The following is a 21,393-nucleotide window of genomic DNA, read 5'->3' on the forward strand; positions in this document are numbered from 1 at the left end:
TGGAGGACGGCTCGCGCGCCCCACTCCACGCACCGGCGGGGTCTTCGCACCGCACCGGCGTCCCGCCCCGTTCGCGCGCATCGCGCCGAGGCTGCGTCCTTTCCGCTTCGCCGGGCACGCTGGAACCATGACCGACATCTACGAAGGCCCTGCCACGCTCGTCATCGACGACGAGGCAACCCCTGTGATGGCCGCGCTGCGAGCCGGCAGCGGCACTGCGCCCGGCCCCTGGTCCGGTACGGTCCGGGCCGACGGCCTGGACCTCTCGTTCTGGCCCGCCGTGCAGAGCGGCGGGGTCGTGATCCTGATGCCGGACGGCCGGCGGGGGACGGCCCAGATCGACATGGACGCGGAAAGCGGAAGCGCCACGCTCAGTGGCAGGGGCCCCGCACCCTTCTGATCCCGCCGGAGCGGCAGGGGGGCAGAAGCTACGTGTACTCCCCACCTTCCTGGGTGACCGGGAGGCGTCCGCGCCCGGATCGCCGCCCCGGCCGCTCCGGGTCAACCTGGGGGAGGAGCCGATGTCCGGCTCCCGGGCCGGCGGCGCGGCCCCGGCCTCGAACAGCCGTCCTGGCCGGGATCGACGGACGTGGCCCGAGCGGCGGCCGCCATCCGCGTACACCGAGCCACGGACGACGGTTCCACCTCGTGCGGCTGGGACGCCGACGTGGTGCGGCGGCCGCAGGGCTTCGGGCGCCCGCGCCGTCCCCACGTGTCAGGAGACGGTCATCGTCGCCCCCGGCGCCGTACCGCTCCCGCCACGTGGCGCGAGGAACTCCGTACGGGGGAGCGCGCCGTCGGCGGACCGGGGTGCCCGTGCCGTGTCCGGGTCGGTCGAGACGAACGGCGCGGCCCCGTCGCCACCACCGTCCCAGGTGTTGCCGGTGGACCGGACGCCGTCGCCCAGCGCCACGTCCCGCCCGTTCGCGACCGCCGCGTTGGCCCGCGCCACGGCGGCGGCGGTGGGAAGGTGGAAGCCGTCCACGCCGTTGCGGTAGGCGGTGTTGCGGGTCAGCGAGATCCGGCCGGGGTTGCCCTCGTCGTTGAAGCCCAGACCGGTGTTCTCCCAGGCCGCGTTGTTCCGTACGACATGGGGGACGGCGGCCCGGGTGTTGCCGCCGCCCAGGGTGAACCCGTTGCCGTTGCCCTGCCAGTCGGCGTCCCGCCACCGGTTCACACCGTTGCCGAAGGACCAGTTGCTCTCCACCGTCACCGGGCTGGTGAACCCGCCCAGGTCCAGGCCGTCGTTCGCGTTGTCGTACATGCGGCAGCCCCGCACGACATTGCCCGCCCCGGAACCGAACTTGATGGCGAGCCCGGCACCGCTGCGCCCGTGGTCGTCGGTGCCGTGGTTGGCGTAGAAGTCGCTGTCGAGCACGGAGTCGGCCTCGGTGCCGCTGTCGCGCAAGGTGAGACCGGATTCGGCGTTGTCGTGGAAGGAGAGGCCCTGGAAGACGGTGTGGGCGCAGCCCCGGCAGACGTACGCGTGGCTGGCGGAACCGTGGATCTCCGGCCCCCGCACGGTCCAGTAGTCGGCCGTCTGGGTGATCGCCCAAGAGGCCTTGGGGACGCCGGACGCGTCCACGACCGGATGTTCGCCGGGGTAGTTGGTGAGGGTGATGCGGCGCCGCGCGCTCGCCTCCGTGGTGATCTCCACGGCTTCGGTGGGCCGGTAGGTGCCGCCCCGCAGCAGGATCGTCCCGCCCGGACGCACCCGGGCGACCGCCTTGCCGAGCGTGGCGAACGGATGTGCGAGGCTTCCGTCGCCGTCGTCCGACCCGTCCGGGGCCACGTAGAGCTCCAGCGCGGCGACGTCGTTGCCGGGCGTGGGGGAGAGCGCGGCACCGCCCCGTACGGGTGCCGAGGCCCGGGGGGTCGGAGCGGCCGACGGCGGGGAAGCCGGGGACTGCCACAGCAGGAGGCCCAAGGCCCCTACGGTCACCGCCGCTGCCGCGACGGCGGCGGCCTTCGCCTTGGCGCCGGCCGCGGAGAGCGGCTCGCGCACCCGGTCCAGCAGCGAAGGGACGGTGGACGCGGATGAGGCGGCGGTTTCCCGGAGCCACACCAGCAGTACCGCCGGTACGGCGACGAGCCCGATGCCGGGCAGCAGGTTCTCCGGAGGGACCAGGCCGCTCCCGTGCGCCCGGCACTGCGGGCAGTCCCGCACATGGCGGGTGAGGCGCTTGCGCCACAGGGCGCTGCTCGTCCCGTCCCACCCGCTCGCCTCGGACAGGAGGCCGGGACAGCGCGGGGTGGCCGCCAGAGCGTGCACCAGGGTGCGCGCCGCTTCCAGCCTGTCCTTCATCCGCTGGACCCGTACGGCCGTGTGCCGGCGGTCGAGGCCCAGGGAGGCGGCGACCTCGGACCGGGTGAGGCGGCCCGACGCCTCCTCCCAGTAGAGGGCGAGCACCTGCCGGTCGGTGGGTTCGAGCCAACGGGTCGCGCGGGCGAGATGGCGGCGCTGGCCGGTCAGCGCGAGTTCGGCGACCGTGCGTTCGGCGAAGTCCGGCAGGGGGTCGGGCACGGACTCGACGTCACGGCGGGTGGAGTTCCCGCCCGCCGCCCGCCGTTGGTACTGCTGGATCTCCCGGTACGCGATGGCCACCGCCCACGAGCGGAACCGGTCGGGCTCGCGCAGCTTCGGCAGACCGCGGACGATCCGCAGCATGGTCTCCTGGACGAGATCGTCGGCATCGGTGTGCCCGTTCACGGCCCGGCCGACGATCCCGTAGATCAGCGGCAGATGCAGGGCGACCAGTCGCTCCGTCGCAGCCCGGTCGCCGTCCCGTGCGGCGTACGCGAGGGCTGCGACATCTTCCTCGGTGTCGGTCCGGTGCTCTGCCATGGTCTTCGCCCCACCGGTCATTCATCCGATCGATCATGCCAAGAGCCCGCATCGTGGCACAGCGCCGGTGGGCTGTAAAGATCCATTACGAGACGTCCTGCGCTCGGTCCGGAGACCTGCCCCGCGCATGAACGGGCATGTGGAAAAGGCGCGTTGAGGGATCGCTGGCTGCCCGTGCGGGCGACGGCCACCGGACGGCACGCCGCGTCCCGAAGGCGGCCCGTCCGGGCCTGGCGCGAGAAGCTCCGCTCTTTCCCGGAAAGTTTCCGCGAGATTTCTGTTATCCCCCTCCGCCCCGCGCATCTACCAGGTCGCTGCGGCTCCTCCAGCCGCAGCCGGCAGCCGGGCGACGGAGCCCGCTGCCGTTCGAGCCGCACGAAGGAGTATCCGCATGAGGCGAGATCCCACAGCACGACCCGGCCAGGCCGACGGACCCCGGCGCCGCCGGAGCGTGTCCAGATTCGGTGCGCTGATCGGGGCGTTCGTGCTCGCGGTGTGTGCGGTGGTGGTGGGTGGCGCGGTGTCACCGGCTGCGGCGGCGACGTTGCCGGCGACGGGCGGGGTGTATCAACTGGCGGTGACGAAGAGCGGTAAGTGCATTGATGTGCCTGCTGCTTCGGCCGCCAACGGGGCGTTGTTGCAGCAGTGGGGGTGCACCGCCGACTCGGACTGGCAGAACTTCACGCTGACGTCCGCCGGTTCGGGGACGTACCGGCTGGTGAACGTGCACAGCGGCAAGTGCGTCGACGTGCCGGACTATTCGACGGTGTCGGGGACGCGGTTGCAGCAGTACAGCTGCGCGGGTCAGACGAACCAGGCGTGGACGCTGGTGGCGAGCGGGTCGGGGACGTTCCAGATCGTCAACGTCAACAGCGGTCTGTGCATCAGTGACGAGGGTGCGTCGACGGCCAACGGCACCGCGATCATCCAGGAGACCTGCACCGCCAACACCAACAAGCAGTGGGCCTTCAAACCCGTCTCCACCACGCACAACACCGTCGCGGCCGACGGAACCGGGACGTACACCACCGTGCAGGCGGCGGTCGACGCGGTGGGTACGGGCAACGCGAGCCGGGTCGTCATCACGATCAAGCCCGGCACCTACCGGCAGGCCGTGACCATCCCCGCCAACAAGCCCTACATCACGCTCCAGGGCACCGGCGATTCCCCCGACGACGTGGTGCTCGTCGGCAACCGCAACGCGGGTGACTACGGCACCTCGGGCAGCGCCACCGTGGTCGCCCTCGGGCACGACTTCACCGCGACCAACCTGACGATGTCGAACGACTTCGACGAGAACAGCTCCGACACCGGTGACCAGGCGCTCGCGCTCTACCTCGACGCCGACCGTGCCCTGCTGGACGACGTACGCCTCCTCGGCGACCAGGACACCTTCCTGGTCAACAACAACGCCCGTGCCTACGTGTGGAATTCGTACGTCGAGGGCACGGTGGACTTCATCTACGGCGGTGGCGTCGCGGTCTTCGACAACAGCCGCATCCACGAGAAGCGGACCACCGGCGGACCCATCACCGCCGCCAGCACCCCCGCCGAGCGTGCCTACGGGTTCCTCTTCTACCGGTCCACCGTCACGAGCACGGTGAACAACACCACGCAGCTCGGCCGCCCGTGGCGCCAGGACGCCCAGGTCCTCTACCGCGAGTGCACGCTCTCTGCGGCCGTCGCCACCGCGCAGCCGTGGACGAACATGTCCACGAGCACCTGGCAGAACGCCCGGTTCCGTGAGTACCGCAACACCGGTGCCGGGGCCACGGTGAACGCCAACCGGCCCCAGCTCACCGACGCCCAGGCGGCCACCTACACCCCGCAGAAGTACCTCGCGGGCACCGACGGCTGGAACCCCGTCCGCTGATCCGGCCCACAACCTCCTTTGGTGATACGAGAGAAGAGGGAACCCATGTTCAACAGGAGTGGCACCAGGTTCGGTGCGCTGATCGGGGCGTTCGTGCTCGCGGTGTGTGCGGTGGTGGTGGGTGGCGCGGTGTCACCGGCTGCGGCGGCGACGTTGCCGGCGACGGGCGGGGTGTATCAGCTGGCGGTGACGAAGAGCGGTAAGTGCATTGATGTGCCTGCTGCTTCGGCCGCCAACGGGGCGTTGTTGCAGCAGTGGGGGTGCACCGCCGACTCGGACTGGCAGAACTTCACGCTGACGTCCGCCGGTTCGGGGACGTACCGGCTGGTGAACGTGCACAGCGGCAAGTGCGTCGATGTGCCGGACTATTCGACGGTGTCGGGGACGCGGTTGCAGCAGTACAGCTGCGCGGGTCAGACGAACCAGGCGTGGACGCTGGTGGCGAGCGGGTCGGGGACGTTCCAGATCGTCAACGTCAACAGCGGTCTGTGCATCAGTGACGAGGGTGCGTCGACGGCCAACGGCACCGCGATCATCCAGGAGACCTGCACCGCCAACACCAACAAGCAGTGGGCCTTCAAGCCGGTCACGACCGGACGGACCTGGTCGGACAAGGCGGACGGCTTCGCCTCCACCGGCGGCGGCACCACCGGTGGCGCCGCCGGCTCCACCGTCACCGTGACCACCTACGCGGACCTGGTCAAGTACGCCACCTCCACCAGCCCGTACGTCATCAAGGTCGCCGCCGCGATCACCGTGGACCCGTACGGCCATGAGATCCCGGTGACCTCCAACAAGACGATCATCGGCGTCGGCACCAAGGGCGAGATCGTGCACGGCGGGTTCTTCCTGGGCACCGGCGTCCACAACGTCATCATCCGCAACCTCACCATCCGCGACACCCAGATGACCGACGACGACCCGGACGACAAGGTCTACGACTACGACGGCATCCAGATGGACACGGCCGACCACATCTGGATCGACCACAACCGCATCGAGCGGATGAACGACGGCCTCATCGACAGCCGCAAGGACACCAGCTACCTCACCATCTCCTGGAACGTCATGGGCACCGAGAACAAGGCCCTCGGCATCGGCTGGACCGACAACGTCACCGCCCGGATGACCATCCACCACAACTGGATCCACGACACCAACCAGCGCAACCCCAGCATCGACAACGTGGCCCTCGCCCACCTCTACGACAACTACCTCCAGAACGTCACGTCCTACGGCAACCTGTCCCGCGGCGCCTCGAAGACCGTCATCGAGAACAGCTACTTCGAGAACGTCGCCAACCCCTTCAACGTCGACACCTCGGCGGCGTCCCTGACCCAGTCGGGCAGCATCATGGTCAACTGCACCGGCAAGCAGGTGACGAACGGGACGACCTTCACTCCGAGCAGCTACTACGCGTACACCCTGGACGCGGCGAAGGACGTGCCCGGTCTGCTGAAGGAGTACGCCGGTCCGCAGAGCAACATCGGCGGCTGACCCCGTCCCGATCCTCAGGGACCGTCCCCGCCGGCACCCGAACACCGGGGCCGGCGGGGACGGGAGGCCGATTGCCGACGGGCGAGGGAGGCCGGGTGCGGGCCGGGCGACGACCTGGGGCACCATGCAGGAGAGCGACACCCCGCACGTCCCCACCCCCACGACCTGGCAGGACGCGCACGACGGCCCGACCCGAGGATGGACATGGCGTACTTCGACAACCCCGTGATACCCGGCTTCAGCCCGGACCCGAGCATCTGCCGCGCCGGCGAGGACTACTACCTGGCGACGTCCAGCTTCGAATACGTCCCAGGGGTGCCGCTCTGGCACAGCCGCGACCTCACGCACTGGCGGCTGATCGGCCACGCCCTCGACCGCCCCGCGCAGTTGGAGCTCTCCGACACCGTCGCCTCCTCGTCCGGGGTGTACGCGCCCACCCTGCGCCACCACGACGGGCGCTTCTGGATGATCACGACCGTGGTCGGCGGCACCGGAACCGTGCTGGTGACCGCCGACGACCCGGCCGGCCCCTGGTCGGACCCCGTATCCGTCAAGATCCCCGGCATCGACCCCGACCTGGCCTGGGACGAGGAGGGCACCTGCTGGTGCCTGTTCTCGCACGACGGGATCAAGGGGGTGGGCATCGACCCGGAGACGGGGGAACTGCTCGGTGAACCCGTGGAGATGTGGTCGGGGACCGGACTGCAGTACCCCGAAGGCCCGCACCTCTACCGCGTCGGCGACTGGTGGTACCTGCTGCTCTCCGAGGGCGGGACGGAGCGCGGGCACGCCCTCTCGGTGGCCCGCGCCCGGTCGCTGCCAGGGCCGTTCGAACCGCACCCGGACAACCCCGTGCTCTCCCACCGCAGTACGGACCACCCGGTGCAGAACACCGGCCACGGCGACCTCGTGCAGGCCCACGACGGGAGTTGGTGGATGGTGCTGCTCGGCACCCGCCCCCGGGGCGACACCCCCGGCTTCCACGGCATGGGACGGGAGACTTTCCTGACTCCGGTGCGCTGGGAGGACGGCTGGCCCCTGCCGGGACCCGTGGAACTCCGCTGCCAGGGGCCCGAGTTGACCCCGCACCCGTGGCCGGAGGAGCCGGACCGCGACGACTTCGACGCCCCCGCGCTCGCCCCTCGCTGGGTGACCCTGCGCCGCCGCGACCCGGAGGCCGTCGACCTCGGCGCGAACCCCGGGCACCTGGTGCTGAACTCCCGCGCCGAGGCGCTGGACCGGCCCGGCGCCGTGTTCGTGGGACGGCGCCAGCGCGATCCGGAGTGCGGCGCGCGCACCCGGATCGACGTCGCCGAGGGCGGACGGGGTGGCCTCGCCGTCCGGCTCGACGAAGCGCACCACTACCAGGTGGAGCGGGAGGGCGACACGGTGCGGGCGGTCGCCCGGATCGGACCGCTGCGCCAGACGGTCGCCGAACGAGCCGTACCCGCAGGCCCGTTGACCCTGCGCATCGACGTGACCACCACCGACGCCCTGCCGCCCACCGTCACCGTCCGCGGCGACGCCCCGCAGACGGGTACCGGTCTCCGCGTCGGTGCCCCCGACACCCTGCGCCTCGGATACGAGACGGAGGAAGGGGAGTTCGAGGTCCTCGCCGAACTGGACGGGCGCTACCTCACCACCGAGGTCGCCGGCGGATTCACCGGCCGGGTCGTCGGGATGTACGCGACCCGGGGGAGCGCGGCCTTCGACTGGTTCGAGCTGAGCCCCGCCTGACGTCGTACGCGCCCACGGGAACGCCGTCCTGCCCGGTGCGGCGCCGGTTTCCCCTTCCCTCAAAGGGCACAGGAGAACGAGCGTCGGGAAGTACGGGCGGACGCCCGGGAGGGAGTGTGCGAGGTGGCTCGGAAGGTGCGGTGGCCGGTCGCGGTGCTGTGGCTGGGGCGGGAGCGGGACACGGTACGCCGTTCCGTGCACTGTGCGTTCGAGGAGGCCGGTCCCGAGCGGGACACGCTTGTCCAGTCGCTCAAGGCCGCGATGGCGGCCATCGTCGCGTGGGCGCTGACGGGATGGTGGCTCCAGGCGCCGATGGCGCTGCTGGCCCCCTGGACGGCCGTCGCCCTGGTCTGCGGCACTGTGTACCAGTCACTGCGCATGGGCCTCCAGCAGTGCGCGGTCATTGCCGTCGGCACGGTGTGGGCCTCGGCGGCCATGGCGGTCACCCGGGACCAGACCATGGCCGCGATGCTGCTCACCGTGCCGTTCATGACCCTGCTCGGGAACTACCGCAGATTCGGGAACCAGGGTCTCGTGGGAGCCACCACGGCACTCTTCGTGATCACCGCCGGCTCGTCGAGTGCCTTCACGGTCGGGCACCGGCTACTGGAGACCCTGATCGGAGCCGCGGTGGGGATCACGGTCAACGCACTGGTCCTGCCCCCGGTCCACCTGCGCAGTGTCCGCGACCGGCTGGGCCGCTTCGCCCGGGGCACCTCGGATCTCCTCGGCACCATGGCGCGCGGTCTGCGGGAGGAGGACGGACTCGACAAGGCGGAGAGCTGGGACGCGGAGGCCACGCGTCTCGCGCTGTCTCTCCAGGGCGTGGCTGAGGCCCGCGCCTGGGTGACGGAAGGAGCCCGGCTGAATCCGGCCGGACGCCTGCGGCGTACGGGCCCGCCGCCTCCGCCCGTCTCGGAGGACATGCGGTGGGGGCGGGTGTCCTCGCGCGTCCTCGCCGTCACGCGGACGTTGAGCGGGATGGGCGGCGACGACGCGGAACTCCCGGGGCCGTCCCCTCGTTTCCTCGCCGATCTGGCGGACGTGCTGGATCAGGCGGCACGTGTCTGCGCGCAGGAGGGTGCGCCCCTGTCCTTTGACGGTCCGGCCCCCGAGCGTGCGGAGCCGGTGGGCGAGGAGGCGTGGGGCTCCCTGCGCGCCTTGTCCGACACCTTCCGCCTCCAGGAGGGGGCCGCGGCCGCCGTCGGCGGGGAACTCCTGGTGGAGGCGCGGCAGTTGCTTCACGAGCTGGTCCGGCCGTCCTGACGGCCCCTGTGCGGCCGTTGTTGTCGTACGGAGCCGCACGGTGGCTACCGCCGGCGCCCGATCGAAGGCGTGCGAGAAGTCGGCCGGGGGCCTCCGGTCGGTTCGGCGCCGCTTCTCGGAGCCGTCCTACGAGAGATCCTTGCGCATCATGGTGCACATCGTTTCGTGGCGGCGCAGTGTCCCGTCGGCGGCCTCCTCGTCCCATGCGTCCGGCTCGCGGCCGTAAGCACGGTAGCCCAGCCTCTCGTAGAGGGCGCGGGCACGTGGATTGTCCTCCTCCACGCCCAGTTCCGCCTGGCGCAGCCCTCGGTTCCTGATGCGCTGTTCCGCGGCCTCGACGAGGACGGTGCCCACGCCGCAGGACTGCAGTGCGGGGTGGACGGCGAGTTGCCAGAGAGTGCCCACGCCGCCCTTGGCCAGGTAGTCGACACCACCCTTGGCGATCGGGATGCCGGAGCGGGCGCAGATAGCCAGGTAGTCCACCTCGCCGTGCCGCCTGCGGTCCAACTGCTTGGCCACGCCGTCGAGATGGCGGGCGGACCCCGCCCAGCCGCACGATGCCAGATCTGAGTGCAGCAGGTCCCGCACAGTCAGTTCCAAGGCGACACTGATCACTTGGAGCACCTCCTGCTCGTCAGCATCCTCGCCCGTCCCGAGCCGACGCAACCCGGATTTCCAGCATTTCCTTCACCTGCCCGCCCGCCCGGCCGCGTCCATGACGCGCCTTCCGCTCGCCCCTTGCGGACGTGCGCGGAGCAGCAACAAATGGTGTCCTGCGGATCATGGCCGGGGCGCGGCGTCCGGTGCGGCACCCCGCGGCGTTGCCGAACCGCTCCGCGACGGGTACGTTCCAGCGCCTTGCGATGCTCGGCACCGGACGCCGCGCCTTGTCCGGTCTTGACCCTCCGGGCACCGCTCAATGGGAGCGGGCCGCCTCCAGCCACTCCAGGACCTCCGGCGTGACCGGGTCGGTGATGTCGGCGAACTCCGTTTGCTTCGTGAGGAACTTCGCCACGTAGGGACAGACCGGCACGATCCGCTTGCCCGAGGCGCGTACGTCGCTGAGCGCCTGCTCCACGAGGACGGACGCCAGACCCTGGCCGGCGAACGCGTCGTCGATCTCGGTGTGGAAGAAGACGCGCTGGCCGTCGCGGTCGCGGTAGGCGGTCAGCCCCGCGCGGACGCCGTCGACGTGGATCTCGTAACGATGCCTGGCGTCGACGCGCTGGACGCTCGGGGCGGGAGCGGGGTGGCTCATGGAGTGCCTTTCGGTACGGGGCGGGTTGCCTCGGGGTGAGAGAGCGGCGTTCGGGAGCGAGGGGGCGGGGATACGGTCGCCGGGGTAGCCGTCCACGTGCCCGAAGCGGCTCGACGCCGCCTCCCACGCTTCGCGTGCCTCGACGATGTCCTCGTGGCTGCGGCCCACGAAGTTCCACCACATGACGATCTTCTCGTCGAACGGGGTTCCGCCCACGAGCACGGCCCGGGCGGGCGCGTCCGATTCGTTGGTCAGGGTCAGTGTGGTGTTCCCCGGGCCGGTATAGCCCAACTCGGCGGGACTGAGCAGGGTTTCGTCCATGCGGATGCTCCCCTGGTCCACGAGCAGACCGTGCTCGAACGCGCCGTCCGTGTCCAGTGTGACGGTCGCGCGGGGTTCGATGACCAGTTCGGCGCCGAGCAGCGGGGTGAACGTCGGTACGGGAGAGGTGTCCCCGGCGAGCGAGCCGAGGAACACCCTGATGACGGCGCCGGGCACGTGCACCGCCCCGGGGGCGTGGTGGCGGAAGTCGCGGCCGGTGTGCCGGTGCTCCTCCGGGAGCGCCACCCACAGCTGGACGCCGTGCAGGACCGTGGTGGCGGGAGTCGAGACCTCGGTGTGGCTGATGCCCAGGCCGCCGGTCATGAGGTTGAGCTCACCCGGGCGTACGTAGGCGTGGCTGCCCAGGCTGTCGCGGTGCTCGATCTCCCCGCTGAACAGCCAGCTGACCGTCTGCAGTCCGGTGTGCGGATGGGGCGCCACGTCCATCCCGCCCGTCTCGGCGACGTCGTCGGGGCCGTAGTGGTCGATGAAGCACCAGGCTCCGATGAGCGTGCGGGCCCGCTGCGGCAGAGTGCGGCGCACGGTCATCGCCCGGGGGCCGCCTAGGGGTACGTCCCGGGCGGTGAGCACCTCCACCCGGGCCGCATCCGCCGGACCGCCGTGCGCTCCGGTCTCCTCGGGCCGCGCGCTCCGGTTCTGACCGGTGCCTCCGGTCCCCGGCGTCCCGCTCCCGCCAAAGGTGCTTTCATGTTCAACGATCATGCTCGATGGTAAGCCGTCGCCCGTCCGGGCGTGCGGGGTGGTGGAGGGGCGAGGCGCCCCGGTGAGGAGACACGGGTGAACGGCACCGAGGCGGCACGCGGCGAGCGGCGGATCTACATCGACAAGCAGAGCCCGAAGCCCTACCACGCGCTGGTGGCGACCTCCGACGCGGTGCGCACCGCCGCCGAGGAGGCGGGGCTGAGCCGCACCCTGGTGGAACTGGTCAATCTCCGGGTCTCCCAGATCAACGGATGCGCCTTCTGCCTGGACGTGCACACCCGCGCCGCGCTCCGCGCGGGCGACACGAGCCGGCGGCTGGGGGTGCTGGCGGCCTGGCGCGACACCGAGGTGTTCACCGCACAGGAACGCGCCGCCCTGGCCCTGGCGGAAGCGACGACGAACCCCGCCGACGCCGCGCTCCAGGAGGCCTCCTACGCGCTTGCGCGGGAAACCCTCTCCGACGACGAGATCGCGGCCGTGATCTGGGTGGCCGTCACCATCAACGCCTTCAACCGGGTCTCCATCATGAGCAAGCACCCGGTGCGCGCCCTTCCGGGGCAGTGAGACGGACGTGGGCCTTACTTCGGGGCGATGAGACGCGTGCGGGCTCGTCTCCCCGGGGCGGTGGGACGTATGCGGGCTTGTCTCCCCAGGGCGGTGAGCCCGGCGCGGGACCGTCTTCCGGCGGTCCCGCGCAGTCATCTTGTCCGCTGACCACCTGTTCGGTTTCTCCTCGAACTCCAATCAAAACGCCCCTCTGCGTGTTATTTGGGGCATATCCAGACATGTGCACCTTAGGTTGTGGAACGACTCCACTCGGGTGGCGCGGTGCGCCGCCCCGGTCTACGCGTTCCGAAGGCGCCGTGCGGGGCCGTCCCGTCCGGCGCAGGACGCCACGGGGCCAGGAACGAGGAAAGGCAGAGCAGGTGAACGTGGTCGGCGTCATCATCTCCGGGGCTGTCGCGCTGGTGATCACCGTGGCACTCACCGCGGTCGTCCGCGGACTTGCCCCGGTCATCGCGGCCAAGGGCGGGCGCCGGAGGCCGCGACGGACCGTCGGGACGGGCGTCGCGGTGGTCCTGGCGACCACCGGCGTCATGCTCGCCGCGCCCCGACTGGGCCTCCCGGAACCCGGGTTCGGCGTGCGCCTCCTCCTCACCGCGTCCTCGGCGGTCGCGGTGGTCGGACTGGTGAAGGAGTTGCGCCCGGTCGGCGCCCGCACGGAACTCGTCCTCCACACCCTCCTGGCCGCTCTCGTCGCGGCGTTCTCCGGGCTCTCCCCGGTGGCAGCGGTGTTCGGAGCCGTACTCGTGGTGGTCCTCACCCACGCGCTCCAACTGCTGGACGGCTCCGACGGCACGGCGGCCGGAGTGACCGTCGTCCTCGCCGTCGGACTGCTCACGTGCGCCGCGGTCGACCACCACCCCGGGACGGTGCTGCTGCTCGCCGTGGTGGCCGCCTCCGTGTCCGGCGTACTGCCGTACAACTGGCCGCCCGCACGCGTCTTCTACGGCTCCTGCGGTTCGCGTTACACGGGCTTCCTGCTGGCGGGCTCCGTCCTGCTGCTGCTCGCCGGCGCGCCGTCCGGGAGCGCCGCGTGGGTCTCCGTACCCGCGGTGATGGCGGTGGCCCTCGCCGATCTGGTCCTCGTCCTGCTGTCCCGGCGGAAGGCGGGCCGGTCCCTCCTGGCGCCGGGACAGGACCACGCCGTGCACCGGCTGCGCCGACTCCGTCTGACGCCCCGGGGAGCTGCCGTCACCCTGATCCTGGCGACGGCCGCCTGCACCGCCACCGGGACGCTGATCCACACCGGCGTGTTCCACCCGGCGGTCGGCCTGGCACTGCCCGCGGCCGTCGCGGTCGCAGCCGTGGCCCTGCTGCGCGTACCGGTGTACGCGCCGCCCGCGCCCCGTACAGGTGTCCGCCGCAAGCCCGCCGGCGCCGCCCTCTCCCAGGAAGCCCCGGTGGCACCGGCGGCCGCAGCGCCCTCCTCCACGCGTCACAAGGCCACCGTGCCCGGCCCCACGCAGCAGGGCGTCCCCGAGCCGAAGCCGGGAACGCCCGCCCGCACCACCGCGCCGCACATCGCCGCCACCAGGAAGCCGGCCGAGGGACGCCCCGCGGACCTGGCCGGCGACCGGCGCTGACCTACCTGCGCCGACGTCCCCGCGCCGGCCCGCCCGCGCCGGCGTGACCGGCGCAGGCGGACCGGGTCAGACCTGTTCCGCCACCGGCTGCGGGGCGACCTCTCCGGAGCCGGACTCCGGACCGGAGAGGGCCGCCACCACGGCGTCGGCCTCCGCGTTCGGCTCCGGCAGCAGGAGGCCGAGCGCGACGTAGACGACGAGCGAGGTGACCAGCGGGGTGACGATCACCGTCGTCTGGGAAGCCCCGTCCAGGCCGTACTTGACGAAGAAGTACCCGGCGAGACCGAGCGCCCAGGACGCCAGGGCCGCCCGAGAACCGCAGCGGCGGAACGCCGGCAGCAGCCCCAGCAGCATCGGGATGGAGATCGGTCCCATCACGGCCGCGACCATGCCGACCACGATCCCGAGGACTCCGCCGAAGTGGTCGGACTCGATGGCCACGACCATGGAGACCGCGATGAAGACGACCGTGACCACCCGCGCCGCCAGCAGGGTCCGTTCGTTGCCCGCGTTCCGGAACCCGGGCACGAGGGCGGGCAGGATGTCGCGGGTGACCACGGACGAGATGGCGTTGGCGTCGGAGGACGCCATGGCCATCGTGTGGGAGAACATCCCGGCGAGCGTCAGACCGACCAGCCCCATCGGCAGATAGGACTGCGCCATCAACGCGTAGGTCTGCTGAGGATCGCTGATGTGGGGCATGAGCACCGGCGCGGCGACGGCGGGCAGCAGCAGCACCGCGGGCCAGACGAGGTACAAGGCGGCCGAAAGACCGGCCGAACGCCGGGCCGACTCGGGGGAGTCGGTGGCCATGTACCGCTGCGCCAGATTCCACATGCCGCCGTTGTACTCGAAGAGCTTCACCACGACGTACGCGGTGAGGAAGCCGGCGGTGTACGGCCCTACCAGCGGGTCGGTGTGGCCCTCAGGGAGCCGGTGCCACAGGGTGCCCAGCCCCGAGATGCCGCCCAGGTGGTCGAGCACCACCCACATCATCGACAGCGCGGCCACGCCCTGGATGACGAACTGTCCGAACTCCGTCAGGGCGTCCGCCCACAGACCACCGACCGTGCAGTACAGAAGGGTGACGACGCCGGTCAGCAGAATGCCCTGGGTCATCGACATCCCGGTGAAGACCTCCAGGAGGATCGCCACCGAAGCCCACTTGGCGGCCACGTCGAAGACCTTCAGCAGCGTGCCGCTCCAGGCCAGTGCCTGCTGGGTGGGGACGTTGTAGCGGCGCGCGAGGTACTCCAGTGGGGAGGCCACCTTGAAGCGCCGCCGCAGCCGGTTCCACCGGGGGGCGAAGAGCCAGGCGCCCACGCCGGTGCCCACCGCCAGCGGCAGGAACGCCCAGACGTAGACGGTGATGCCGTAGTCGTAGGCGACGGCCGCGTAGGCGACGAACACGGCCGCGCTGTAGCCGGACATGTGGTGCGAGATGCCGGTCAGCCACCAGGGCATCTTGCCGCCGCCGGTGAAGTAGTCGGAGACGTCGCTGACGCGCCGGTGCGACCACACGCCGATGAGCAGCATCACCAGGAAGTAGCCGCCGACGGCGACCCAGTCGAGCCAATGCATGGGCATACCTTCTTGTTGCCGGGACGCGGCCGCCACGGGCGGCCCCGTCCCAGGACGGGCTCGTCATGGACGGGCTTGTCACGGGAGGAGGGTGGGGGAGTCGGGGGCTGTCGCCCCGGGCGTGCGGGCACCGAGGTGGCGCCCGCACCCGCCCCGGGTCACCAGCGCGGTGACTTGCTCTCGTACGACGGGTCCAGCCGGCGCATGTAGCCGGTGTCGTCCCGGTTGCGCAGACCGCAGCGCAGGTACTGCTCGTGCAGCCTGGCCAGCGCGTCCCGGTCCAGCTCCACCCCCAGGCCCGGGATACGCGGCACGGCGACGGAACCGGCGCGGAAACCGAGCGCCCCGGGGACGACGACGTCCTCCGCCGGGTCCTTCCACGGCCAGTGGGTGTCGCAGGCGTAGGAGAGGTTCTCCGTGGCGGAAGCCAGGTGGGTCATCGCGGCAAGGCTGATGCCGAGATGGGAGTTGGAGTGCATGGACAGGCCCATGCCGAAGGTGTCGCAGATCCCGGCCAGCAGCTTCGAACGTTCCAGACCGCCCCAGTAGTGGTGGTCGGAGAGCACCACCTGCACCGCGTCCTGGCGTACCGAGGAGTGCAGTTCGTCGAAGGCGACCACGCACATGTTGGTGGCCAGCGGCATCGAGGCCTCGCGGGCGACCCGGGCCATGCCCTCCTGCCCCGGAGTGGGGTCCTCCAGGTACTCCAGTACGCCTTCCAGGTCGCGCGCCACCTTCAGCGAAGTCTCCACGTTCCAGGCCGCGTTGGGGTCCAGCCGCAGCGGGGTGGTGGGGAACGCCTCGCGCAGCGCCAGGACCGCCTCGACCTCCTGCTCCGGCGGCATGACCCCACCCTTGAGCTTGATGGCGGTGAAGCCGTACTCGTCCACCATGCGCCGGGCCTGCGCCACGATCCCCTCGGGATCCAGCGCGGCACCCCAACCGTCCGGATCGTGCCCCGGGTGCGCGTCCCACTTGTAGAACAGGTAGGCGCTGAAGGGCACTTGGTCGCGTACCGCACCGCCGAGCAGATCGCTCACCGGGCGGCCGACGGCCCGGCCCCGGATGTCCAGGCAGGCCACCTCGAAGGGAGAGAAGACCCGGTCCACCGTGCTGCTGGTGGTGATCATGCCCGTCAGGCCGTGGCCGTCGCTGCCGGAGTCGCTGCCGATCACCACGGCGATGCGCCGGCGCATCGGACCGGTGGCGTGGACGTCCATGCCGGTGATCGCGTCGGCCGCCGTACGCAGCCTGCGCAGGTGCCCCTCGTCGGCGTAGGTCTCGCCCAGCCCGGACACACCCTGGTCGGTGTGGACCTCGACGACGGCGCGGAGCGCGTACGGCTCGTGGACGCCGACCGCGTTGAGGAGGGCCGGGTCCTTGAACGCCACGGGGGTTATCTCGATGCGGGTGATCCGCAGGTTGTCGCTCATCACAGCACCTCCCCGGCACCGACGCCGGTCACCAGGGCGCGGCCCTGCGCGACGATCCGTTCCAGTTCCGCGAGGTGCTCGGGCGTGGGATCGGTCAGCGGCGGGCGTACGCCGCCGACGTCGAGGCCCCCTTGCCGGACCGCCGCCTTGACCAGGGCGACCGAGTAACCGGGGACCTTCTCGCGCAGGGCGATCAGAGGATGGAAGAAGCCGCCCAGGAGCCGCTGGGCAGTGGCTTCGTCCCCGGAGGTGACGGCCCGGTGGAAGGCGATGGCGATCTCCGGGGCGAAGCAGAACACCGCGGAGGAGTACAGCTCGACCCCGATGCCGCGGTAGGCGAGCACGGTGCCCTCCGCGGTGGGCATCCCGTTGAAGAACTGGAATTCCGCGCCGCCGCACTCGCCGTCCGCGCGGACGGCGGTCACGATCCGGGACAGCAGGGAGAGGTCACCGGTGCCGTCCTTGAGACCCACGACCTGGGGCATCCGGGCCACCTCGAGAGCCGAGGGAACGTCGAACCGGGCGGTGCCCCGCTGGTAGACGATCACCGGCAGCGAGCCGGCCGCGACCACCTGGCGCACATAGGCGACCAGTCCGGCCGGCTCTCCCGCCACCAGGTACGGAGGCATCAGCAGCAGCCCGTCGGCACCGGCCTCCTCCGCGGCCCGCGCGTACTGCCGGGCAAGAGGCAGCGAACCGCCCGCACCGGCGAAGACCGGAACCCGACCGCCCGTCGCCTCCACGGCCGTCCGCACCGCCGAGGCGAACTCCTCCACACCGAGCGCGTGGAACTCCCCGGTGCCGCAGGCGACGAACACCCCGCCCGCCCCGGCGTGGACTCCGTTTCGCACGTGTTCCGCCAGCTTCGCGGTATCCACCGAATCGTCCGGAGCGAACGGAGTCACGGGAAAGAACAGAACGCCCTCTAGCATGGAGCACCTTTCCGAGTTCATGTATATGAACATTGGTCAATATGGCGAATCGCTGCACGGAAAGTAGGCGCCGCCGTGCGCCGAGGTCAAGGGTCGTGCGCGGGTCGGTTTCAGACACGCGGACGCGAAACGATCTACGTCTGGCGGCCAGGGGTGCGGCTTCCGGCCGGGATTCAGGGGGTGTGGACCTGCTGGCTGCGAGGAGGGTGGGCGTATGCGTGCATGCCATTTGAACTGGGCTGATGGTGCGGACTGGTCGTCGGGCGCTGTCTGCGAGGGGCGGATGGAGGCCCCGGGGGGTCGCCGCGCGGGTCGCTGTTCGGGCGTGAATCCTGTGGGTGGTTTCCGGCCATGGTGAGAAAGGGGGTGAGGGATGCCGGACGTCGAGAACGTGTGCGCATGTACCGCGATCGTTCCGCCAGCTGCACAACTGTGCGTGACCATGCACGATTGGGCGCGCCCAATGACGGGCCGAACCGGTGCCACCGCGTACGGCTGGGCCCGGGTGGCCGGGCCGCCCGACCGGCGCCCCGACCGGAGGGGTGCCGGGGTGGAATCGCGGCGCCCGGCGAGAGGTGCCGGCGACGGGCGCCGGGGCCGGCCGTCGCCGGTTCCGCCGAACTGGCCTCGCCCCGCGCGGGGTTCGGTTCCCGTGAGACGAATGTCACCCGCAGGGCCGTCGCGGAAGTCCCCTTCTTCCTCAACGGCACCTGCGCGTAATGCCGTTGAGGAGCGGGCGGTGTGACGCACCATGGCGGCGCCCGAACACAGGCGCTATGGTCTGACCAGCATGACGACGGCGCAACGGAAGTCCGGTGAGAATCCGGCACGGTCGCGCCACTGTGAACCCGTACCTGCGGGAAGTCAGACCCAGCACCGTCGTCTCAGGCACCACGATCGGGACGCGTGTTCCCTCAGGAGGTTCTGCCATGGCATACGTTGCCGCACCCTCGACCGGCGTACCTGCCGTCGCCCCCATATCGCTGAAGGCGATCGCCCCGTGGGCGGTCTTCTTCGGCATCCTCATGCTCGTCCTGCTGTACTTCGTCGGTGCCGAGCAGGGCGCCACCTCGGTCATCTCCGGCGAGGCCGTTCACGAGTGGGTCCACGACGGCCGTCACCTTCTCGGCTTCCCCTGCCACTAGGCCGTGTCTGACTCTTCTCGCCGGGCGGGCGGTGTCCCGCTGATCCGACGCGCATTGCCAGACGGCCTAGACCTCAGGGGAACCGAACTCTCATGAATTCCATATCCGTTCGAGCGCTTCTGGTCCGCGGCATGCTCGCGGGCCTGCTCGCGGGCGTCGCGGCACTCCTCGTCGCCTACTTCCTCGGCGAATCCCGGGTGGACGCGTCCATCGCCCTGGAAGAGGCCCACAACCACGACCATCACGGCGGCGAGGAGTTGGTCAGCCGGACGATGCAGGCCACCGGCGGCCTCGCCACCGGTGTCCTCGTCTTCGGCGTCGCCGTCGGCGGCATCGCGGCACTCGTCTTCTGCTACGCCCTCGGCCGCATCGGGAACTTCGGCCCCCGAGCCACCGCGGCCCTGGTCGCGGGTGCGGCGCTGCTGACCGTGTACCTCGTACCGTTCCTGAAGTACCCGGCCAACCCGCCGGCCGTCGGCAACCCCGACACCATCGGGCAACGTACGGGGCTGTTCTTCCTCATGGTGGCGCTCAGCATCCTGCTCGCCGTCGCCGCCGTCGTCGCCGGGAGGAGGCTCGCACCGCGCCTCGGCAACTGGAACGCGACCGTCGCCGCGTCCGCCGGATACGTCCTGCTGATCGCGCTCGCGTACGTGTTCCTGCCGTCGTTCGACGAGGTGGGCGCGGACTTCCCGGCGACCCTGCTCTGGGAATTCCGGCTCTCCACCCTCGCGGTCCAGGCGACCCTCTGGGTGGGCTTCGGGCTGATCTTCGGTGCCCTCACCGAGCGCCTGCTGCTTCCCTCGCGAGGGCAGGGCGCGGCCTCCCGGGAAGGCGCTCCCCGGCCCGCCGGGGCGGTGGTCTGACCCACATCGCGGCTGAATCACCCCGCGCGTGTGTGCGGCCGGAGACCTCTCCGGCCGCACACTTCGTCGTCGTGCGCCCGGCGCCGAGGCGGCGCGATGTGCCGGCGCGACGTGCGGGCCCGACGCGGTTGCTGCCGCGTCGCTGCCGATCAGGGGCCGACCCGTCAGCCGGTGGCGAAGTCGCCGTTCAGGGCGGCGGCCATCCGCAGGTGCGGCCCGGCCTCCTCGTGCCGGCCCTGGCGCTCCAGCGTGCGTCCGAGCAGCAGCCGCGCGTAGTCCTCGACCGGGTCACGCTCCAGGACGATCCGCAGCTCCGCCTCGGCCTTCCCGAGCCGCGCCGAGTGGTAGTAGGCGCGGGCGAGCAGCAGACGTGGGGCGACCTGCTCGGGGACTTCGTCCACGAGTCCGCCGAGAATGCGCGCCGCGGTGAGGTACTCCTTCGCGTCGAAGAAGAACCGCGCGCGGTTCCAGCGGTCGGCGGCCGTGCCGAACTCGTAGTAGTTCTCGTCCATGGGGTTCCTCCTCTGCCGCCGGCGGGGCGGCTGTTCGAGCCTCCCGCCCGTGTGCTCGCGACAACATACCTCGGTGGTTGAATATTCCACTAAATCGGAGAGGCGGCGATCGCGCCACTGCTCCTCCGGCCAGGCCGGAGCGCAATAGGTTGACCACCATGAGCAACCTCGATCGCCAGGCCACGCTGTCCGTCTGCGGAGGGCGGGGCTTTGTCGTCGCCGAACCGGTACGTGAACTCCTCACCCCGCGCCACGTACGGCTCGGCGAGTCCACCGAAGTCCGCAGGCTGCTGCCCAACCTCGGCCGCCGCATGATCGGCGCCTGGGCCTTCGTCGACCACTACGGCCCCGACGACATCGCGGACGAGCCCGGCATGCAGGTGCCGCCCCACCCGCACATGGGGCTGCAGACCGTGAGCTGGCTGCACGAGGGCGAGGTGCTCCACCGCGACAGCCTCGGAAGCCTCCGGACCGTGCGCCCCGGGGAGCTCGGGCTGATGACGTCGGGCCGGGCCATCAGTCACTCCGAGGAGAGCCCGAAGAGCCACGCCCGGCTTCTGCACGGCGCCCAGCTGTGGGTGGCCCTTCCGGAGGCCCACCGCCACGTCGAACCCCACTTCCAGCACCACGCCGACCTGCCCACGGTGACGGCCTCCGGCCTCACCGCCACGGTGATCCTCGGCGAACTCGACGGAGCGGCCTCGCAGGGCACCACCTACACCCCGATCGTCGGCGCCGACCTCGCCCTCGCGGCGGGCACCGAGACCCGCCTGCCGCTCGACCCGGACTTCGAGTACGCCGTTCTGTCGATGTCGGGCGAGGCTCACGTCGACGGTGTGCCCGTACTCCCCGGATCAATGCTCTACCTCGGCTGCGGACGCAGCCAACTGCCCCTGCGCGCGGACTCGGACGCCGGACTCATGCTCCTCGGGGGCGAACCGTTCGCGGAGGAGGTCGTCATGTGGTGGAACTTCATCGGCCGCTCCGGCGACGAGATCGCGCAGGCGCGAAACGACTGGGAGAAAGGTTCGCGGTTCGGCGAGGTGCACGGCTACGACGGTGCCCGCCTGCCTGCCCCGGAACTGCCCGCCACACCGCTGAAGCCGCGCGGGCGAGTGCGCTGACCTGGGGGAAAGCCATGGCCGGGCTGGCCGTACTCCCACTGGCGGCCGTCAGGCTGAGGCACTCTGGTCGTCCCCTGTTCTGTGCTCGGGTTCAGGGGGCTGCTGGGATCGAGAGGAGGTGTTTCGAGTCTCG

17 protein-coding genes, 1 pseudogene and 1 riboswitch are annotated in these 21,393 nt (G+C 71.0%); of the genes and pseudogenes, 10 read left to right on the forward strand and 8 right to left on the reverse strand.

What is annotated here, in order from left to right:
- Positions 1–127: 127 nt before the first annotated feature.
- Entirely contained in the window at positions 128–400 is a 273-nt protein-coding gene (locus OG599_RS32955; protein ID WP_327179627.1) for a hypothetical protein, read from the forward strand.
- A 315-nt stretch (positions 401–715) separates the two neighbouring features.
- Here OG599_RS32955 and OG599_RS32960 read toward each other — a convergent pair whose 3' ends face one another.
- Complete coding sequence (locus OG599_RS32960) at positions 716–2,845, reverse strand: sigma-70 family RNA polymerase sigma factor (protein WP_327179628.1); 2,130 nt, start codon at positions 2,843–2,845, stop codon at positions 716–718.
- A gap of 391 nt (positions 2,846–3,236) precedes the next feature.
- On the opposite strand from OG599_RS32960, the gene OG599_RS32965 reads away from it, so the two are divergent.
- The 4 genes from OG599_RS32965 to OG599_RS32980 all read left to right on the forward strand — a co-directional run bounded on the left by OG599_RS32965 (position 3,237) and on the right by OG599_RS32980 (position 9,218).
- The gene (locus OG599_RS32965; RefSeq protein WP_327179629.1) at positions 3,237–4,718 is read left to right on the forward strand and encodes a pectinesterase family protein; all 1,482 of its coding nucleotides are present in this window, start codon (positions 3,237–3,239) and stop codon (positions 4,716–4,718) included.
- Positions 4,719–4,763: 45 nt separating this feature from the next.
- The gene (locus OG599_RS32970) at positions 4,764–6,215 is read left to right on the forward strand and encodes an RICIN domain-containing protein (RefSeq protein WP_327179630.1); all 1,452 of its coding nucleotides are present in this window, start codon (positions 4,764–4,766) and stop codon (positions 6,213–6,215) included.
- 204 nt (positions 6,216–6,419) lie between these two features.
- Positions 6,420–7,952 (forward strand): glycoside hydrolase family 43 protein, encoded by a 1,533-nt coding sequence (locus OG599_RS32975; protein WP_327179631.1) that lies wholly within the window; start codon positions 6,420–6,422, stop codon positions 7,950–7,952.
- A gap of 123 nt (positions 7,953–8,075) precedes the next feature.
- The gene (locus tag OG599_RS32980) at positions 8,076–9,218 is read left to right on the forward strand and encodes an FUSC family protein (RefSeq protein ID WP_327179632.1); all 1,143 of its coding nucleotides are present in this window, start codon (positions 8,076–8,078) and stop codon (positions 9,216–9,218) included.
- A gap of 126 nt (positions 9,219–9,344) precedes the next feature.
- Here OG599_RS32980 and OG599_RS32985 read toward each other — a convergent pair whose 3' ends face one another.
- The 3 genes and pseudogenes from OG599_RS32985 to OG599_RS32995 all read right to left on the reverse strand — a co-directional run.
- On the reverse strand, positions 9,345–9,833 hold the full coding sequence (locus OG599_RS32985; protein WP_327179633.1) for a GNAT family N-acetyltransferase: 489 nt from the start codon (positions 9,831–9,833) through the stop codon (positions 9,345–9,347).
- A 301-nt stretch (positions 9,834–10,134) separates the two neighbouring features.
- A complete protein-coding gene (locus OG599_RS32990) occupies positions 10,135–10,476 on the reverse strand; it encodes a GNAT family N-acetyltransferase (protein WP_327180274.1) in 342 nt (113 codons plus the stop codon).
- Between the two features lie 15 nt (positions 10,477–10,491).
- A pseudogene (locus OG599_RS32995) lies at positions 10,492–11,394 on the reverse strand (pirin family protein); the annotation flags it as partial.
- Positions 11,395–11,595: 201 nt separating this feature from the next.
- On the opposite strand from OG599_RS32995, the gene OG599_RS33000 reads away from it, so the two are divergent.
- Together OG599_RS33000 and OG599_RS33005 are read left to right on the forward strand one after the other, a co-directional pair.
- Positions 11,596–12,084 (forward strand): carboxymuconolactone decarboxylase family protein, encoded by a 489-nt coding sequence (locus OG599_RS33000; protein ID WP_327179634.1) that lies wholly within the window; start codon positions 11,596–11,598, stop codon positions 12,082–12,084.
- Positions 12,085–12,446: 362 nt separating this feature from the next.
- On the forward strand, positions 12,447–13,667 hold the full coding sequence (locus tag OG599_RS33005; protein WP_327179635.1) for an MraY family glycosyltransferase: 1,221 nt from the start codon (positions 12,447–12,449) through the stop codon (positions 13,665–13,667).
- Between the two features lie 66 nt (positions 13,668–13,733).
- Here the strand turns inward: OG599_RS33005 and OG599_RS33010 are convergent, their stop codons facing one another.
- From OG599_RS33010 to OG599_RS33020, 3 genes are all read right to left on the reverse strand, one after another.
- A complete protein-coding gene (locus tag OG599_RS33010) occupies positions 13,734–15,248 on the reverse strand; it encodes a sodium:solute symporter family protein (protein ID WP_327179636.1) in 1,515 nt (504 codons plus the stop codon).
- A gap of 158 nt (positions 15,249–15,406) precedes the next feature.
- Positions 15,407–16,681 carry a glucarate dehydratase family protein gene (locus OG599_RS33015; protein ID WP_327179637.1) on the reverse strand — a complete coding sequence of 425 codons (1,275 nt, stop codon included), beginning with the start codon at positions 16,679–16,681 and terminating at the stop codon, positions 15,407–15,409.
- Positions 16,681–17,613 (reverse strand): 5-dehydro-4-deoxyglucarate dehydratase, encoded by a 933-nt coding sequence (locus OG599_RS33020; protein ID WP_327179638.1) that lies wholly within the window; start codon positions 17,611–17,613, stop codon positions 16,681–16,683. The genes OG599_RS33015 and OG599_RS33020 overlap by 1 nt, the downstream gene beginning before the upstream one ends.
- Positions 17,614–18,392: 779 nt before the next feature.
- A riboswitch (adenosylcobalamin (AdoCbl) riboswitch) is annotated at positions 18,393–18,539 on the forward strand.
- A gap of 3 nt (positions 18,540–18,542) precedes the next feature.
- Between OG599_RS33020 and OG599_RS33025 the strand changes: the two genes are divergently transcribed.
- Both OG599_RS33025 and OG599_RS33030 read left to right on the forward strand, forming a co-directional pair.
- Positions 18,543–18,758, forward strand: coding sequence for a CbtB domain-containing protein (locus OG599_RS33025; protein WP_327179639.1), 216 nt, complete (start codon positions 18,543–18,545; stop codon positions 18,756–18,758).
- Between the two features lie 92 nt (positions 18,759–18,850).
- Positions 18,851–19,624 (forward strand): CbtA family protein, encoded by a 774-nt coding sequence (locus OG599_RS33030; RefSeq protein WP_327179640.1) that lies wholly within the window; start codon positions 18,851–18,853, stop codon positions 19,622–19,624.
- Between the two features lie 164 nt (positions 19,625–19,788).
- Here OG599_RS33030 and OG599_RS33035 read toward each other — a convergent pair whose 3' ends face one another.
- Positions 19,789–20,136: a tetratricopeptide repeat protein gene (locus OG599_RS33035; protein WP_327179641.1), complete on the reverse strand. Its 348-nt coding sequence runs from the start codon at positions 20,134–20,136 to the stop codon at positions 19,789–19,791.
- Between the two features lie 158 nt (positions 20,137–20,294).
- Between OG599_RS33035 and OG599_RS33040 the strand changes: the two genes are divergently transcribed.
- Complete coding sequence (locus OG599_RS33040) at positions 20,295–21,260, forward strand: pirin family protein (protein WP_327179642.1); 966 nt, start codon at positions 20,295–20,297, stop codon at positions 21,258–21,260.
- Positions 21,261–21,393: the final 133 nt, after the last annotated feature.

Origin of the sequence: Streptomyces sp. NBC_01335 (genome assembly GCF_035953295.1) — a bacterium.
GTDB lineage: Bacteria > Actinomycetota > Actinomycetes > Streptomycetales > Streptomycetaceae > Streptomyces.

Coding starts and splice junctions, on each gene's coding strand:
- OG599_RS32975 (WP_327179631.1), top strand. CDS start 6,420: ATGGCGTACTTCGACAACCCCGTGATACCCGGCTTCAGCCCGGACCCG.
- OG599_RS33035 (WP_327179641.1), bottom strand. CDS start 20,136: ATGGACGAGAACTACTACGAGTTCGGCACGGCCGCCGACCGCTGGAAC.
- OG599_RS33025 (WP_327179639.1), top strand. CDS start 18,543: ATGGCATACGTTGCCGCACCCTCGACCGGCGTACCTGCCGTCGCCCCC.
- OG599_RS32955 (WP_327179627.1), top strand. CDS start 128: ATGACCGACATCTACGAAGGCCCTGCCACGCTCGTCATCGACGACGAG.
- OG599_RS33040 (WP_327179642.1), top strand. CDS start 20,295: ATGAGCAACCTCGATCGCCAGGCCACGCTGTCCGTCTGCGGAGGGCGG.
- OG599_RS32990 (WP_327180274.1), bottom strand. CDS start 10,476: ATGAGCCACCCCGCTCCCGCCCCGAGCGTCCAGCGCGTCGACGCCAGG.
- OG599_RS33010 (WP_327179636.1), bottom strand. CDS start 15,248: ATGCATTGGCTCGACTGGGTCGCCGTCGGCGGCTACTTCCTGGTGATG.
- OG599_RS33030 (WP_327179640.1), top strand. CDS start 18,851: ATGAATTCCATATCCGTTCGAGCGCTTCTGGTCCGCGGCATGCTCGCG.
- OG599_RS32970 (WP_327179630.1), top strand. CDS start 4,764: ATGTTCAACAGGAGTGGCACCAGGTTCGGTGCGCTGATCGGGGCGTTC.
- OG599_RS33020 (WP_327179638.1), bottom strand. CDS start 17,613: ATGCTAGAGGGCGTTCTGTTCTTTCCCGTGACTCCGTTCGCTCCGGAC.
- OG599_RS33015 (WP_327179637.1), bottom strand. CDS start 16,681: ATGAGCGACAACCTGCGGATCACCCGCATCGAGATAACCCCCGTGGCG.
- OG599_RS32960 (WP_327179628.1), bottom strand. CDS start 2,845: ATGGCAGAGCACCGGACCGACACCGAGGAAGATGTCGCAGCCCTCGCG.
- OG599_RS32965 (WP_327179629.1), top strand. CDS start 3,237: ATGAGGCGAGATCCCACAGCACGACCCGGCCAGGCCGACGGACCCCGG.